The sequence below is a fragment of the Rhodoferax sp. genome (assembly GCF_028689305.1).
Lineage (GTDB): Bacteria > Pseudomonadota > Gammaproteobacteria > Burkholderiales > Burkholderiaceae_C > Rhodoferax.
In genome coordinates this window covers 1-13,575 of the sequence record NZ_JAQTWM010000090.1, presented here as the reverse complement: position 1 = coordinate 13,575, position 13,575 = coordinate 1, and the positions used below count along the sequence as shown (strand labels likewise).

14 protein-coding genes and 1 pseudogene are annotated in these 13,575 nt (G+C 62.7%); 4 read left to right on the top strand and 11 right to left on the bottom strand.

What is annotated here, in order from left to right; all coding sequences use genetic code 11:
* The coding region (locus tag PHW99_RS15325) for an anaerobic C4-dicarboxylate transporter (protein WP_300179437.1) at positions 1-1,288 on the bottom strand (1,288 nt) is incomplete at its 3' end.
* 185 nt (positions 1,289-1,473) lie between these two features.
* Between PHW99_RS15325 and PHW99_RS15320 the strand changes: the two genes are divergently transcribed.
* On the top strand, positions 1,474-2,115 hold the full coding sequence (locus PHW99_RS15320) for a VTT domain-containing protein (RefSeq protein ID WP_300179434.1): 642 nt from the start codon (positions 1,474-1,476) through the stop codon (positions 2,113-2,115).
* Here PHW99_RS15320 and PHW99_RS15315 read toward each other — a convergent pair.
* The 7 genes from PHW99_RS15315 to PHW99_RS15285 all read right to left on the bottom strand — a co-directional run bounded on the left by PHW99_RS15315 (position 2,107) and on the right by PHW99_RS15285 (position 8,105).
* Entirely contained in the window at positions 2,107-2,424 is a 318-nt protein-coding gene (locus PHW99_RS15315) for a chaperone modulator CbpM (protein WP_300179431.1), read from the bottom strand. The two genes, PHW99_RS15320 and PHW99_RS15315, sit on opposite strands and share 9 nt — an antisense overlap.
* Entirely contained in the window at positions 2,421-3,383 is a 963-nt protein-coding gene (locus PHW99_RS15310) for a DnaJ C-terminal domain-containing protein (protein ID WP_300179428.1), read from the bottom strand. Before PHW99_RS15310 ends, PHW99_RS15315 begins: the two co-directional genes overlap by 4 nt.
* A gap of 150 nt (positions 3,384-3,533) precedes the next feature.
* The gene (locus PHW99_RS15305) at positions 3,534-4,763 is read right to left on the bottom strand and encodes an ROK family transcriptional regulator (RefSeq protein WP_300179425.1); all 1,230 of its coding nucleotides are present in this window, start codon (positions 4,761-4,763) and stop codon (positions 3,534-3,536) included.
* The gene (locus tag PHW99_RS15300) at positions 4,760-5,212 is read right to left on the bottom strand and encodes an RbsD/FucU domain-containing protein (RefSeq protein ID WP_300179422.1); all 453 of its coding nucleotides are present in this window, start codon (positions 5,210-5,212) and stop codon (positions 4,760-4,762) included. Before PHW99_RS15300 ends, PHW99_RS15305 begins: the two co-directional genes overlap by 4 nt.
* A 21-nt stretch (positions 5,213-5,233) precedes the next feature.
* Positions 5,234-6,031, bottom strand: coding sequence for an ATP-binding cassette domain-containing protein (locus PHW99_RS15295; protein WP_300179419.1), 798 nt, complete (start codon positions 6,029-6,031; stop codon positions 5,234-5,236).
* Complete coding sequence (locus PHW99_RS15290) at positions 6,031-6,990, bottom strand: ABC transporter permease (protein ID WP_300179417.1); 960 nt, start codon at positions 6,988-6,990, stop codon at positions 6,031-6,033. The genes PHW99_RS15295 and PHW99_RS15290 overlap by 1 nt, the downstream gene beginning before the upstream one ends.
* 128 nt (positions 6,991-7,118) lie before the next feature.
* Entirely contained in the window at positions 7,119-8,105 is a 987-nt protein-coding gene (locus tag PHW99_RS15285) for a sugar ABC transporter substrate-binding protein (RefSeq protein ID WP_300179415.1), read from the bottom strand.
* A 150-nt stretch (positions 8,106-8,255) separates the two neighbouring features.
* Between PHW99_RS15285 and PHW99_RS15280 the strand changes: the two genes are divergently transcribed.
* A complete protein-coding gene (locus PHW99_RS15280) occupies positions 8,256-9,287 on the top strand; it encodes a PfkB family carbohydrate kinase (protein WP_300179412.1) in 1,032 nt (343 codons plus the stop codon).
* On the opposite strand, the gene PHW99_RS15275 is transcribed toward PHW99_RS15280, so the two are convergent.
* Together PHW99_RS15275 and tsaE are read right to left on the bottom strand one after the other, a co-directional pair.
* Positions 9,284-10,696, bottom strand: coding sequence for an N-acetylmuramoyl-L-alanine amidase (locus PHW99_RS15275; protein ID WP_300179409.1), 1,413 nt, complete (start codon positions 10,694-10,696; stop codon positions 9,284-9,286). The genes PHW99_RS15280 and PHW99_RS15275 overlap by 4 nt on opposite strands.
* Positions 10,693-11,214, bottom strand: a complete 522-nt coding sequence (gene tsaE / locus PHW99_RS15270) for a tRNA (adenosine(37)-N6)-threonylcarbamoyltransferase complex ATPase subunit type 1 TsaE (RefSeq protein WP_300179406.1) — start codon at positions 11,212-11,214, stop codon at positions 10,693-10,695. The genes PHW99_RS15275 and tsaE overlap by 4 nt, the downstream gene beginning before the upstream one ends.
* Before the next feature lie 27 nt (positions 11,215-11,241).
* On the opposite strand from tsaE, the gene queG reads away from it, so the two are divergent.
* The gene (queG, locus tag PHW99_RS15265; protein WP_300179440.1) at positions 11,242-12,324 is read left to right on the top strand and encodes a tRNA epoxyqueuosine(34) reductase QueG; all 1,083 of its coding nucleotides are present in this window, start codon (positions 11,242-11,244) and stop codon (positions 12,322-12,324) included.
* 59 nt (positions 12,325-12,383) lie between these two features.
* On the opposite strand, the gene PHW99_RS15260 is transcribed toward queG, so the two are convergent.
* Positions 12,384-13,289 (bottom strand): AEC family transporter, encoded by a 906-nt coding sequence (locus tag PHW99_RS15260; RefSeq protein ID WP_300179403.1) that lies wholly within the window; start codon positions 13,287-13,289, stop codon positions 12,384-12,386.
* A 132-nt stretch (positions 13,290-13,421) separates the two neighbouring features.
* Between PHW99_RS15260 and PHW99_RS15255 the strand changes: the two are divergent.
* Positions 13,422-13,575: pseudogene (locus tag PHW99_RS15255) on the top strand (ABC transporter substrate-binding protein); the annotation flags it as partial.

Below are 13,575 nucleotides of genomic sequence, written 5' to 3'. Positions count from 1 at the left end.
CCACACCAATCAGCCCGGGCAGGATAAAGCTGTGGTTGATCACATACTTGCCGATGTGGGTGGTGCCCGAACGGTCAAACTGGATGGCTGCCAGGTCGCTGGGGTAGGTTGGCAGGATGTAATAACCGTAGGAGGCAGCGGCAAAGGCCACGATGTAGCCGGGCGGCACCCCAATGGCCAAACCCACCGGGACCATGGCGCTCACGGCAGCAGCTTGTGAATTCACCAACTTGGACACCAGCAGCAAGGCAATCGCATAAGTCCAGGGCTGGGTTTTGACCAGCTCGGTCAGTGCGGCTTTCAGTTCGGGCAGATGCGCCTCGAACACGGTGTCAGCCATCCAGGCGATCCCAAACACCGCCACCACGGCAATCATGCCGGCGCGAAACACCTCGGTCTTGCCGATGCTGGCAGGGTCGGTCTTGGTGAAGATGATCATCAGTGCGCCGGCCAACAGCATGAACATCTGGATGGTCAGCACCATGTTCAGCGGCTTGCCGCCAATCAGGGGCCGCAGCGCCGGGAAGGCGCCCAGGAAGGCCACCACCACAATCGAACCCAGAAAGATCCACATGGCGGTCCATTGGCTCTTGCTCAGGGTTTTGTTCATCAGCGTGGCGCTGTCGCCATAAATGATCTGGCGTTGCTCCGGGTCGGCGATGCGTTTTTGAAACTCTTCGTCGTCAGCCAGGTCCTTGCCGCGGAACCAGCTGAAAATACCAATCATCAACACACCAGCCAGTGTGGACGGAATGGTGATGGACAGCACCTGGACAAAGTCAATCACATGGTCAGCCACCGGGGCCTTGGCCAGAAAGGCCACCAGCGCCACCACCGCCACTGACACCGGGCTGGCCAGAATCCCCATCTGACTGGAGATGGAGGCAGCAGCCATGGGCCGCTCAGGGCGGATGTCGTTCTTGATGGCCACGTCGTAAATGATGGGCAGCATGGTGTAGACCACGTGCCCGGTGCCACACATCATGGTCAGCACACAGGTGGTGAACGGCGCCAGGATGGACACATATTTGGGGTTGCGCCGCAGCAGCTTTTCAGCGCCCTTGAGCATCACTTCCAGCCCACCGGAGGCTTGCAGGGTGGCCGAAGCGGCCACCACCGCGATGATGGTCAGCATCACATCCACGGGTGGTTTGCCCGGTGACAGTTTGAAGGCAAACGTCATGATGACGATGCCGATGCCGCCCAGCAGCCCCAGCGCGACACCACCTTTTCTGGCCCCATAAAACAGGCAGACCAGGATGACAGCAACTTGTAGCAGGATGTCCATCGTTAACTCCTTTGTGACGATTTGATTGTATTTTTGACCTAGGGTAAACCCTAGGTTTTGTATTCATGATTGGTTGATGAATATCAAAAAATCAGTGAATATTTCAAATTGCTCATGGATATTTCGTTATGTGAAATATTGTTCGTAGCCATGGCGGTGTTGTTCGAGCAGAGATAATCCAGCCCATGGACATCATCATGACTCTTTTGGACTTCATCCTGCACGTTGACAAACACCTGGAGGTGTTCGTGCAGAACTACGGCGCCTGGGTGTATGCGGTCTTGTTTCTGATCATTTTTGTTGAAACCGGTGTGGTGGTCATGCCGTTTCTGCCGGGTGACTCGTTGTTGTTTGTGGTGGGGGCCATGTGTGGCGTCGGCCTGATGAGTTACCCGCTGTCGGTCGGGCTGCTGCTGGCAGCGGCCATTCTGGGCAACCAGTCCAACTACGCCATTGGCCGCTATTTCGGGCCGAAGGTGTTTGGCTGGGAAGACTCCCGCTGGTTCAACAAAAAGGCGTTTGAACAGGCGCATGCGTTTTACGAAAAGTATGGCGGCATCACCATTGTGGCGGCGCGGTTCATGCCGTTCCTGCGCACCTTTGCACCGTTTGTCGCCGGGGTGGCGTGCATGACCCGCCGCCGTTTCCTGTTGTTTGACGTGACCGGCGGCGCTCTGTGGGTCATTGGTATTGTCACCATCGGCTATTTCTTCGGCAACATCAGCTGGGTCAAACTGCATCTGGACAAGATCATCTGGGCGATGATCCTGATCCCGGGTCTGGTCATCATGGCCGGTGCCCTGCGTGCCCGGCTGAAATCAGCCTGAGCGCGTGATCTGCGCACGCAGGGTTTCGATTTCGTCGAGCAATTGCAGTGCCAGCGCGGCGCCAGCCAGATTGACACCCAGGTCGCGCTGCAAGCGTGACGCCACCGTGACCTGACGCAGCTGCGTACCACTGAAGCGCCAGCTCTCAGGCGCATGACCAGCCAAGGGCGTGATGACACCCTCCTCGATCAGTCCGTGAACGAACTCGGCTGACACCGTACAACTGCGGCTGATGTCGATCAGCGTCAGTTCGCTGGGCGGCGCCAGCAAGGGGCCGCCTGCGGGCGGCAGTGCGCTTGGGGTACTCATGGTCTGGCTCCCAGTTGGCTGCGTGGGTGAAAGCTGTTGAACTGTTTTTCCATGTGGCGGTAAAACGATTGGGCCGCTTCGTTGTCTGCTGGTGGCAGGGCGATTTTCAGCACAAAGTAAAAATCACCTGGATGGCGCGCCGGAATACCGCGCCCCTTGAGACGCAGTTTGCGCCCGTTGACTGAGCCAGCGGGCACCGTCAGCTCGACCGGACCACTCGGTGTCGGGACTTCGATCTGGGCACCCAGCGCGGCTTCCCAGGGCGCCACCGGCAAATCCAGATACACGTCGAGCTTGTCGACGCGGTAGTGGGCATGGGGCCGGAACTCGACTTCCAGGAACAGGTCACCCGACTGGCCCTGTCCGATGCCCGGCCCTCCTTGCCCGGCCAGGCGGATACGCTGCCCGGCATACACCCCCTTGGGCACCGTGAACTCGATGGTGTGTTCACGCAGACCCACATGTCCCTGGGCGTCCACCTCGGGCAGGCGCAGCGTCAGCATTCGGCGGGCGCCCTGGTAACTGTCTTCCAGGTCGATCAGGATTTTGGCGTGATGGTCTTCTCCGTGCGCCTGAAAGGTGCTGCCGCTCTGGCGGCCCGGGTGGACATCGCCAAACCCGCGGCGAAACAGGGACTCGAAAAACTCGCTGTACCCGGGGGCATCGGCGTCACTGAATCCCCGGCCACTGGTTTCAAAACCGGCGTTCCAGTCCGGTGGTGGCCGGAATTCCTGCCCGCCTTGCCAGTTGGCGCCCAGCTGGTCGTAGGCAGCGCGTTTGTCGGGGTCCCTGAGCACTTCATAGGCCTCGCCGAGTTCCTTGAAGCGGGCTTCGGCATCGGGCTCCTTGCTGACATCGGGATGGTACTTGCGCGCCAGCCGTCGATGCGCACGCTTGATGTCCTCTTGCGTGGCATGGCGCTCAAGGCCCATGATCTTGTAATAGTCCTTGAATTCCATCACACCCTCTCCGGCAAAAAAATCACTTTACACCCGAAGCCCGGTCGGGTGTGGCCTTTCTCATGCGGCTGTCAAAGCGGCGGGCGGGTGATCTGGATTGCTATATAAAATATAGCTTACTATGCATGTTTGACGTGGGGTAGAGGCCAATTAGTCTCTGGATTTCAGAAACAGGTCCTGGTCTGGTGCAAAGTTGGCGTGCAAGGGCAGCAAGGCGCCGCCCAGCGCCCGGGCGTCGGGACCGATCGTGCCGGCAATCACGTTGGCGCTCCACAGGCCTTCCCAGTTGTAGCGCTGCAGCGCGGCCTGGGTCGCGTCGATCAGCTGCGCCAGCAGGGCACGGCTGAAAGAGCCGTCAATCACCACGGCGTCAATGTCCAGAAAGGCGGTGCCGCTGACCACGGTGTGGGCCAGCGCATTGGCGGCATGGCTGATCCAGCCCTGCGCCTCGGATTCAAACGGCGGGCTGAGGGCACGTTCGTCGTAGGCGGCATGGGGGTCCAGCTGACGAGCCAAGAAGCGTTGCTCCAGTTCCCAGAGCGAGGCATGGGCAATGAGCTGGTCGGGTGGTGTACGGCCCTGTGCCAGGCTCATGGGCAGCGAGGCCACCGCACCCGCATTGCCATGGACACCGCCATGCAGATGTGAATTGATGACCAGGCCGCCACCGACGAAGGTGTCGACAAACAGGTACAGGAAGTTCTTCAGGTCACGCCCGCGGCCGGCCACCAGTTCGGCCACGCAGGCGGTGGAGGTGTCCTTGGCAAAACTCACGGGGGCGGGCGTCATGGCCTGCACCTGGGCGCGCAGATCGATCTGGTTCCAGGTCTCGGACTGAGCCTCGGACAGCCCCAGCATGCGGTGCCAGCCGCCCAGCTGGAACGGTGCCGCCACGCCGACCCCCACCAGCCGGTTTTTCAGCGGACCGAGCGAGTCCAGCATGGTATTCATGTGGTCGGCGATGGTTGGCAACAGTGTGCTGACGTCGGGAAACTCGTAATCCAGGCTGTGGCGCTGGCGCACCTCACCGGTAAAGTCCATCAGCAGCCAGTCGGCGTTGCGCCGGCCGATCTTGATGCCCATCGAAAAGGCGCCGTCCGGATTGAGTGCCAGCGGAATGGAGGGCTGCCCGATGCGCCCGCGCACCCGGCTTTGTTTGAGGATCAGCCCGTCTTCTTCCAGCCGGGTGGTGATCAGGCCAACGGTTTGTGCCGTCAGGCCGGTCAGGCGGGCCAGATCAGCCTTGGGCAGACTGCCGTTGAGCCGGATCGCCTGCAGCACCACCCGTTCATTGAACTGGCGCATACCCACATGGTTGGAACCACGCGGACGCAACAGGGTGGGGGGCTGGTCAGCGGAGGCGGGGCGCGGTGGAGTCATGGCTGCAGATTTTCACCGATCACACCTTTTCGCAACAGGAAGTTGCCAAAAGGCTGTTTTTCACCGGTCAGGACAATGGCATAGGCCGCACGGGTGCGCTGGTAAAAGGCATAACGCTCAATGGCTTCCACACTTTGGTTGGCCGCCAGTTCGGGCTCCAGCAGCGCCATCACTTCCCGCTGCAGGGCCGACCGGTAGTGGTTGGTCTGACCACTGATGGCCATGAACGCTACCGGGTGGGCCACGTCGGTGGCCAGCGGCAGCAAAGACAGAACGGCGGTCACGGTGTCGCACATGGACACCCCCGGCAGGCGGATCACCGGCTTGCCTGCGGCCAGGCTCGCGGCGGTGAAATTGGCATCGGCCAGCACCAGGGCGTCGTCATGCCCCATTTCCATCATGACTTTGAGCAGGTCGGGGGTGAGCAGGGGATGGATGCCTTTGAGCATGTGGACTTTCAGTCGGGGGGGTCAGGCGTGGGCGTCGGCCGGCAGCTCGTCCACCGTTTTGGCCCCGGTCATCACTGCCACGGTGTCGCTCATGCTGACGGTTTTGGGGTTGACCACGGCGGCGCGTTTGCCTAGACGCTGGATGTGGATGCGGTCAGCCACCTCAAACACGTGCGGCATGTTGTGGCTGATCAGGATCACCGGCAGGCCTTTGTCGCGCACGCGGCGGATCAGCTCCAGCACCATGTTGCCTTCTTTCACGCCTAAAGCAGCCGTGGGCTCGTCCATGATCACCACATGGCGGGCAAACGCTGCAGCGCGGGCCACGGCCACGCATTGACGCTGGCCGCCGGACAGGGTTTCCACCGCCTGGGTCATGGAGCGGATGCCGACCTTGAGTTCCTGCATCCTGGTGATCGCTTGCGTCAGCATTTCCTTTTTGTCGAGCAGGCGCAGCCACTGACCAAGAAGGCCGGGCCGCAGCAGCTCGCGGCCCAGAAACAGGTTTTCGGCAATGCTCATGGCCGGGGCCACGGCCAGGTCCTGGTAGACCGTCTCAATCCCGGCGCGCCGGGCATCGATGGGTGATTTGAAGTGCACCGGTTTGCCGTCCAGCAAGATCTCACCTTCATCGGGCACTGAGGCCCCCGACAGGGTTTTGATCAGCGACGATTTACCAGCACCGTTGTCACCAATGATGGCCATGATTTCACCGGCGCGCAGCTCGAAGTCGGTGCCGTCCAGCGCGGTGACCTGGCCAAAACGTTTGACGATGCCCTTGGTCTGCATCACCAGGGGTTGATTCGTTGTGGTGTTCATCAACGGGCTCCTTTGCGCGACATCTGGTCGGCGGCTACCGCCAGAATCACCAGAATGCCGGTGATCAATGTCTGGTAAACCGAGGCCACCCCCATCAAGGTGAGGCCATTGCGGAACACACCCACAATCACCGCGCCGACCAGGGAGCCCAAAATCACACCGCGTCCGCCAAACAGGCTGGTGCCGCCCAGCACCACAGCGGTGATGGCATCGAGGTTTTCGGTTTGCCCGGCATTGGGGTCACCGACACCGGTTCTTGCGACTGACAGCATGGCGGCAATGCCGTAAAACAGGCCGGCCAGCGAATAAACAATCACCAGCACCCGGTCCACGCTGATGCCGGTCAGGCGGGCCGCTTCGGGGTTGTTGCCGACAGCGTAGAGATGGCGGCCGGGAGCGGTCTCGCGCAGCACAAACCAGGCCAGGCCGTACAGCAGCAGCATGGTGACGGTGCCCAGGCTGACTTCGGTGCTGCCGATGTTGAAGGTGTTGCCCAAGGTGGTCATGGCCTCGGGCAGATTGGTGACGGTCTGCGACTCTGAATAGATTTGCGTGATGGCAAAGGCAATGTTCAAAGTGCCCAGCGTCACGATGAACGGCGGCAGTTTGATGCGCGTGACCAGCAGGCCGTTGAGCAGGCCAAAACCGGTGGTGACACCCAGGCCGCAGGCTATCGCTGCGTAGGGGTTCAGGCCGTAATCCACGGCAAATTTGGTCATGACGACGCCGCCCAGGGCCATCACCATGCCGCACGACAGGTCAATGCCGGCGGTCAAAATGATCAGGGTCTGGCCAATGGCCAATACGCCCACCACCATCACCTGCTGCAAGACCAGCGAGAGGTTCTCGCCGCTCAGAAAACGATTGGACTGGGTGGTGAAAAACAGGCAGGTGATCGCCAACGCGATCCAGGGGCCCAGCGCTCCCCAGGGAATGGGGCGTTTGTTCGTCGTGGACATCACGGACTCCGCTTGAAGAAATGTTCACTATTTCCGACGTGACAGCACACGCCAGGGTGTTTCACCCAGTGTGGGCTCCTGCGGCGTGGGTGTCGCCAGCAGGAGCCCAACCATGGGCGACGCTTGGTTTACTTGTTGCCCCAGCACAGGTCCAGGCCAACCTTGGTGTCCTTGCTGTCCACCCCCGTCACCGCTTTGCTGGCAATCAGCGTCACGCCGGTGTCGACATAACCCGAGACCTTTTTGCCGGTCTTGGCGTATTCCACGCCCGCAGCCACACCCATGGAGGCCATCTTCAGTGGGTATTGTTGCGAGGTGGCTGCAATCTTGCCTGCCGCGGTGTCCTTGACACCCTGGCAGCCGCCGTCGACCGACACGATGATCACACCTTTTTCTTTGCCGGCCTTCTTCAGCGCGTTGTAGGCACCGGCCGCAGCGGGTTCATTGATGGTGTAGACGACGTTGATGTCAGGGTTCTTTTGCAGGCAGTTTTCCATCGCGGTCTGGCCCTTGGCCTGGTTGCCGTCGGTGTCGCCAGCGCACACGGTCTCGGCCGTGCTGGAGAGTTCGTTGGACTTGGCGTCATTGGCCTTCAGACCAAAGCCGCTCATGAAGCCGTTGTGGCGCTGGGCGCCCACCGGGTGGCCTGGGAACAGGTCGAGCATGGCGATCTTGGCGGGCTTGCCACCCAACGCGGCCTTGGCGTATTGGCCAATCAGCACGCCAGCTTTGTAGTTGTCGGTGGCAAACAGGGCATCGGCACCTTCAAATGGGCTGTCCAGCGCAATCACCTGCACACCCTTGGCCTGCACTTTTTTCACGGTCGGAATGATGGCATCGCCGGTGGACGTGATCAGGATCGTCTTGGCCCCGGCAGCGGCCATGTTTTCCAACGCGGTGATCTGGCTGGCGGTGTCGCCGTCTTTCTTGCCGGTGGCGGTCATCAGCTTGGCGCCGGCTTTCTTGGCTTCGGCTTGCGCGCCTTCCTTCATCTTGACGAAGAAGGGGTTGGTTTCGGTCTTGGTGATCAGGCCGATCACGGGCTGATCAGCGGCAAAGGCGGCGCTGGTGGCCAGGGTCAGGGTGCTCAGAATCAATTGGGTGGAGAGTTTCATGTCGTGTCCTCGTTGGTTGCAGGCTTGGGGCCGGGTTGCTTGGGGTGACTCATTTTTTCCTGCGGTGGGTACTGCGGGAAATTACGCTTGTTCGTTCAGCGTGGCTGGACTATAGTCCTGTCGTTGTTATTAAATCAAGTTGTTTTAGTTATGGAAAACCCTGATCTGCCGCATGTTTCCTGCTCTGCCCGGGTGGCGACCGCCGGTGAGGCCCTGATTGACCTGATTGCCGGTGCTGACGGCCGCTTTGAGCCCTGTCTGGGCGGCGCCGTCTACAACCTGACACGGGCCCTGGCGCGCCAGGGTGTCCCCACGCTGTACCTCAACCCTTTGTCCCGGGACCGCTTTGGCCGTCAGCTGGCCAGCGCCTTGCGGCAGGACGGCGCACAACTGGCGGTGCCGCAGGCAGTGCCACAGGTCACCTCGCTGGCGGTGGTCAATGTCGATGCCCAAGGACACCCTGACTACGCCTTTTACCGCGAGGGGGTGGCTGACCGTGCCACCAGTGCTGCAGCGTTGACGCAGGCTTGCCGCCAGGCCGACGAGTTGTCGCTGGTCTGCACCGGTGCACTGGCGCTGTCGCCGGACGACGCCGAAACCTATCTGCCTTGGCTGGCGGCGCAGCGCCAGGCTGGGCGCACCGTGGTGGTGGATGCCAACCTGCGCCCCTCGGTCATGCCGAATCTGGAGTCGTACCGCCGCCATGTGATGACAGCCTTGCAGTACGCCGACGTCATCAAGGCCAGCGACGAAGACCTGGCCAGCCTGAACCTGCCCGGTGCCGATGCCCTGGCCCAGGCGCAGCACCTGCTGCAGGCCAGCCGCGCCTGTGTGCTGGCCCTGACGCTGGGCGGTGCCGGGGCGGTGTTGCTGACCCGGCACGGCCAGCTGTTTCGGGCGCGCGAGTCACAGGCCGTGGTCGTGGTGGACACGGTGGGCGCCGGGGACTGTTTTCTGGCCGGGCTGGTGGCGGCGCTGCTGCAGCATGGTCTGCCGACCAGCTGGGGGGCGGAGCCGGTGTCGGCGGCAGTCGCCAAAGACCTGCTGCGCCAGGCCATTGCCAGCGCCAGCTACTGTGTGATGCAGCGCGGTTGTGTGCCGCCGTCGCGCGCGCAGGTGTTGCAGCGGCAGTCGTCGGTGGTGTTCGCCAGCGACCCCGGATGGTTGGCGGACAAGTTCTAAACGCTGCGGTTGCGCGCCAGCGGCGGGTTTTTCGAGAAATACGCCTCAATGCCACGCATCAGCGCATCGGCCAGTTGCTCCTGGTAGGCATCGCTGTTGAGCTGGGTTTCTTCATCGGGGTTGCTGATGAAGGCGGCCTCGACCAGCACGCTCGGAATATCGGGCGCCTTGAGCACGGCAAACCCGGCCTGTTCCACCCTCGGTTTGTGCAGCTTGCCCACGCGTTTGATCTCGCCGAGCATGGCGCCGCCGAGTTGCAGGCTGTCCTTGATCTGGGCGGTGGTGCTCATGTCCAGCAGGGCGTGTTTGACCTGGGCATCCTTGGCCTTGACGTTCAGGCCACCGATCAGGTCGGCCTTGTTTTCCTTGGCGGCCATCCAGCGTGCGGTGGCGCTGGAGGCGCCACCCTCACTCAGGGCAAACACACTGGCACCCTGTGGGCGTGGCGTGAAAAACGCGTCGGCATGCAGGCTGATGAACAGGTCGGCCTGCACCCGGCGCGCCTTGTCCACACGCACATGCAGCGGCACAAAAAAGTCGGAATCACGGGTCAGGAACGCCCGCATGGCGTTGCCATTGACCACGCTGGTGTTGATGCGTTCACGCAGCCGCTGCGCCAGGCGCAGCACCACGTCCTTTTCGCGGGTGCCGGCCGGGCCGATGGCCCCCGGGTCTTCACCACCGTGGCCGGGGTCCAGCGCGATGATGATCAGCCGGTCTGTCGCCGCCGCCGCGCTGGCCGGGCTGCGGCTGCCGATGTCACCAGGTTTTAGGCTTTTTTGGGCCTCAGCCCGCGTATTGATTGCACTTGTAGCTACTGAATTTGTAGTGGATGTGGCCTGGCCGGGGGCGCTGCTACGGCCCGCGGCGGCCGGTGTTGGAGCGGTTTTCTGGGCGATCAGTTGGCCCAGTGGGTCGGCCACCGGAGCCGGTGTGGCCGCCACAGCAGGCTTGTCCTTGAGCTGCCCAGCAATCAGTGCCTCCAGCGGATCAATGGCCTGGCTCGGATACAGGTCAAACACCAGCCGGTGCTGATAGGCCGCAATCGGCGGCAGGGTGAACACCTGCGGCGCCACCGGTTGTTTCAGATCCAGCACCAGCCGCACCACACCGGGGCTGAACTGCCCGACCCGGATGCCGCGGATGTTGGGGTCGTTGTCACCTACCTTGGCCACCAGCTCCTTGAGCGCCGGGTTCAGGTCGATGCCGCGCACATCCACGGCCAGGCGCGGTGGGTCGGCCACAAAATTTTGCTGAAAACTCAGCAGCGTGTCGGACTCGATCGTCACGCGGGAATAGTCCGGCGCAGGCCAGACCCGCACCGCCAGAATGGTGGCGCCGCGCGCCAGTTGCTGGGTTCCCAGCAGCAGCACTAGCACACCGTGCTGGATAAGTTGGCGGCGTTTCATGGTGTTGCCGCCGGTGCGGATGCGCCGCTGCCGCTCAGGGCCGGCAACAGCGCCAGCCCGATGCCGGTTTGTGCCGTCAGGGTCACTTGGCGCACATCGTCGTCGATCACCTGCAACTGCAGCACCAGGTCAGCGGGCGGCAGGCAGGCGGCGGCCTTGTCGGGCCATTCGGCCAGTTTCAGGCCCGGGCTGGCAAAGATGTCGCGAAAGCCGGCGTCTTCCCACTCGCGGGGATCGCTGAAGCGGTAAAAGTCGAAATGCCAGACCTTGAGTCCGGGCAGCTCATAAGGCTCCACCACCGCGTAGGTGGGGCTTTTGACGCGGCCGGTCACGCCCAGCGCGTGCAGCAGGTGACGCACCAGCGTGGTTTTGCCGGCACCCAGGTCTCCCCGCAGCTCGATGAAGGCCTGGCGCAGCGCGTCCTGCGCCGCCAGCGCGGTGGCAAAGTCATGCGTGGCTTGTTCGTTGTGCCACAACGCGGTTTTTACAATGGGCAGGTGGACAGTTCCAGAACACATATCGATGGCAGCAAGTGGGTCTCCAGAATCCAGGACTGGGGGCGGGCGCTGGGATTTTCCCAAATTGGTGTGGCTGGCGTGGATTTGTCAGCGGCAGAACCCGGATTATCCGCGTGGCTGGCCCGGGGGTTTCATGGTGACATGGCCTATATGGCGGCGCATGGCCTCAAGCGTGCGCGTCCGGCCGAACTGGTGCCGGGCACGGTGAGTGTGATCACCGCCCGCATGGACTACCTGCCCGCTGCCACACCGGCACACTGGCAGGCGGTGGAACTGGGCCGCCTGCACCGGCCGGGTGAAGCCGTGGTGTCGCTGTATGCCCGCGGACGGGACTACCACAAGGTGCTGCGCAGCCGATTGCAAAAACTCAGTGAGCAACTGGCCGCCGCCCTGGGGCCACTGGGTTATCGGGTGTTCACCGATTCGGCCCCGGTGCTGGAGGCGGAACTGGCCGCGCGCAGTGGCCAGGGCTGGCGCGGCAAACACACTTTGCTGTTGAGCCGCTCGGCGGGTTCGATGTTTTTTCTCGGTGAAATTTTTGTCGATGTGGCGCTGCCGCCCAGCGCTGCGGTGAGTGCGCATTGCGGCCAGTGCCGCGCCTGCATCGACGTCTGCCCGACCCAGGCCATCATTGCGCCGCAGCAGCTCGACGCCCGGCGCTGTATCTCGTATTTGACGATCGAGCACGCCGGGCCGATTCCCCTGGACTTGCGTGCGCTGATGGGCAACCACATCTACGGTTGCGACGATTGCCAATTGGTGTGTCCCTGGAACAAGTTTGCCCAGCGCAGTGTGCTGGCCGATTTTGATGCCCGCGCCGGTCTGGCCGACAGCCAATTGGTGAGTTTGCTGGGGTGGAGCGAAGCCGAGTTTCTGCGTCGGACCGAAGGCAGCCCGATCCGCCGCATCGGCCATGAGCGCTGGTTGCGCAACATCGCCGTGGCACTGGGCAATGCCCTGCGCGCCGCGCCGGGACAGCCGCGCGAGCCGGCGCTGGATCCCGCCGTCCTGACCGCCGCGCTGGCGCAGCGGGCCGAACACCCAAGCGCCCTGGTGCGTGAGCATGTGGCCTGGGCGTTGGCCCAGCATATTGGTGTTTTAACCCTCTAGCCCGGTTGGAATAAGCGTCGATAGCTATTGATTTTATAGCTATCTGGCGCGGATGGCCGTCACGGCACCAGCGCCAGTGCCAGCGGCAGGCTGGCGATGCCCAGCACGGTGGACAGCGTCACCAGTGCCGCCACATAAGCCCCGTCGTAACCCATGCGCGCTGCCAGCACATAACAGCTTGACGCCGTCGGCAGGGCCGAGAACATCAGCAACACCGTGGTCTGCACCGGGTTCAGCCCAAACAGCTGCGACAGCAACAGGGCCAGCAAGGGCATCAGCAGGTGCCGGATCAGCAGCAGGGCAGCGGCCAGCAACTTGGCGTGGTTGAGTGCACCGAGCTGCATGCCGGCGCCCGCCGCCATCAGGCCCAAGGCCAGGGAGGCGGCGCCGAGGCGGCTCACGGTCGGCTCCAGCCAGCCGGGAATGGTCAGACCCAGCAGATTGGCGGCCAGCCCGCTGGCTGTGCCGATGATCAGCGGGTTGCGCACCAGCTCCCGGAAAAAGCCGCGCTGGGCGTGGCGGGCCATCGGCCACACCGCACCAATGTTCATCAGCGGCACACTCACCCCGATCAGCAGCGCAATCACCAGCAGCCCGGGGGTGCCCGCCAGTTTGTCAGCCAGCGCCAGCCCGATGAAGGAGTTGAAGCGGAAGGCCACCTGGGCGCTGGCCGCGTGTTGCCGCAAGGCGATATGGCCCCGCAGTCCCGGCCAGTAGGGCACCGAATAGGCCAGGGCAATGCCTCCCAGGCCCAGGGCCCAGCCGGCACCGACCAGGTTGCTGGCCGCCCCCAGGTCCAGCGGGCTGCGGGTGATGGACTGGAACAGCAGCACCGGGAACAGCAAAAAATACACCAGTGATTCCACCTGCGTCCACACCGGCCGGTTCAGCGGGGTGAAGCGGCAAACCAGGTAGCCGATCAGGATCAGGGAAAAGTCGGGGAAAAGCAGTTGGGCGAAGTTCACCACCCAAGAATACCAGCCAGCGCCACCGCGCGGTACGAACGGATCCGGGTTTGTCCTAGGTCGCCATCGGCACCGCAAGCTGCTTCACGGGGGGTACCATGCTGGTTTTGCTTTTTCAGGAGTGTTTTGCCCATGTATCGTCGAACTCTTATCGCTGCAGGTCTGTTGGTTATGGCCTCTGGCACCGCCCTGGCACAGGGTTACCCCAACAAGGTGATCAAGCTGCAGGTACCGTTTGCCCCGGGTGGCACCACCGACATCATTGCCCGCGTCATGGCCGAACCCC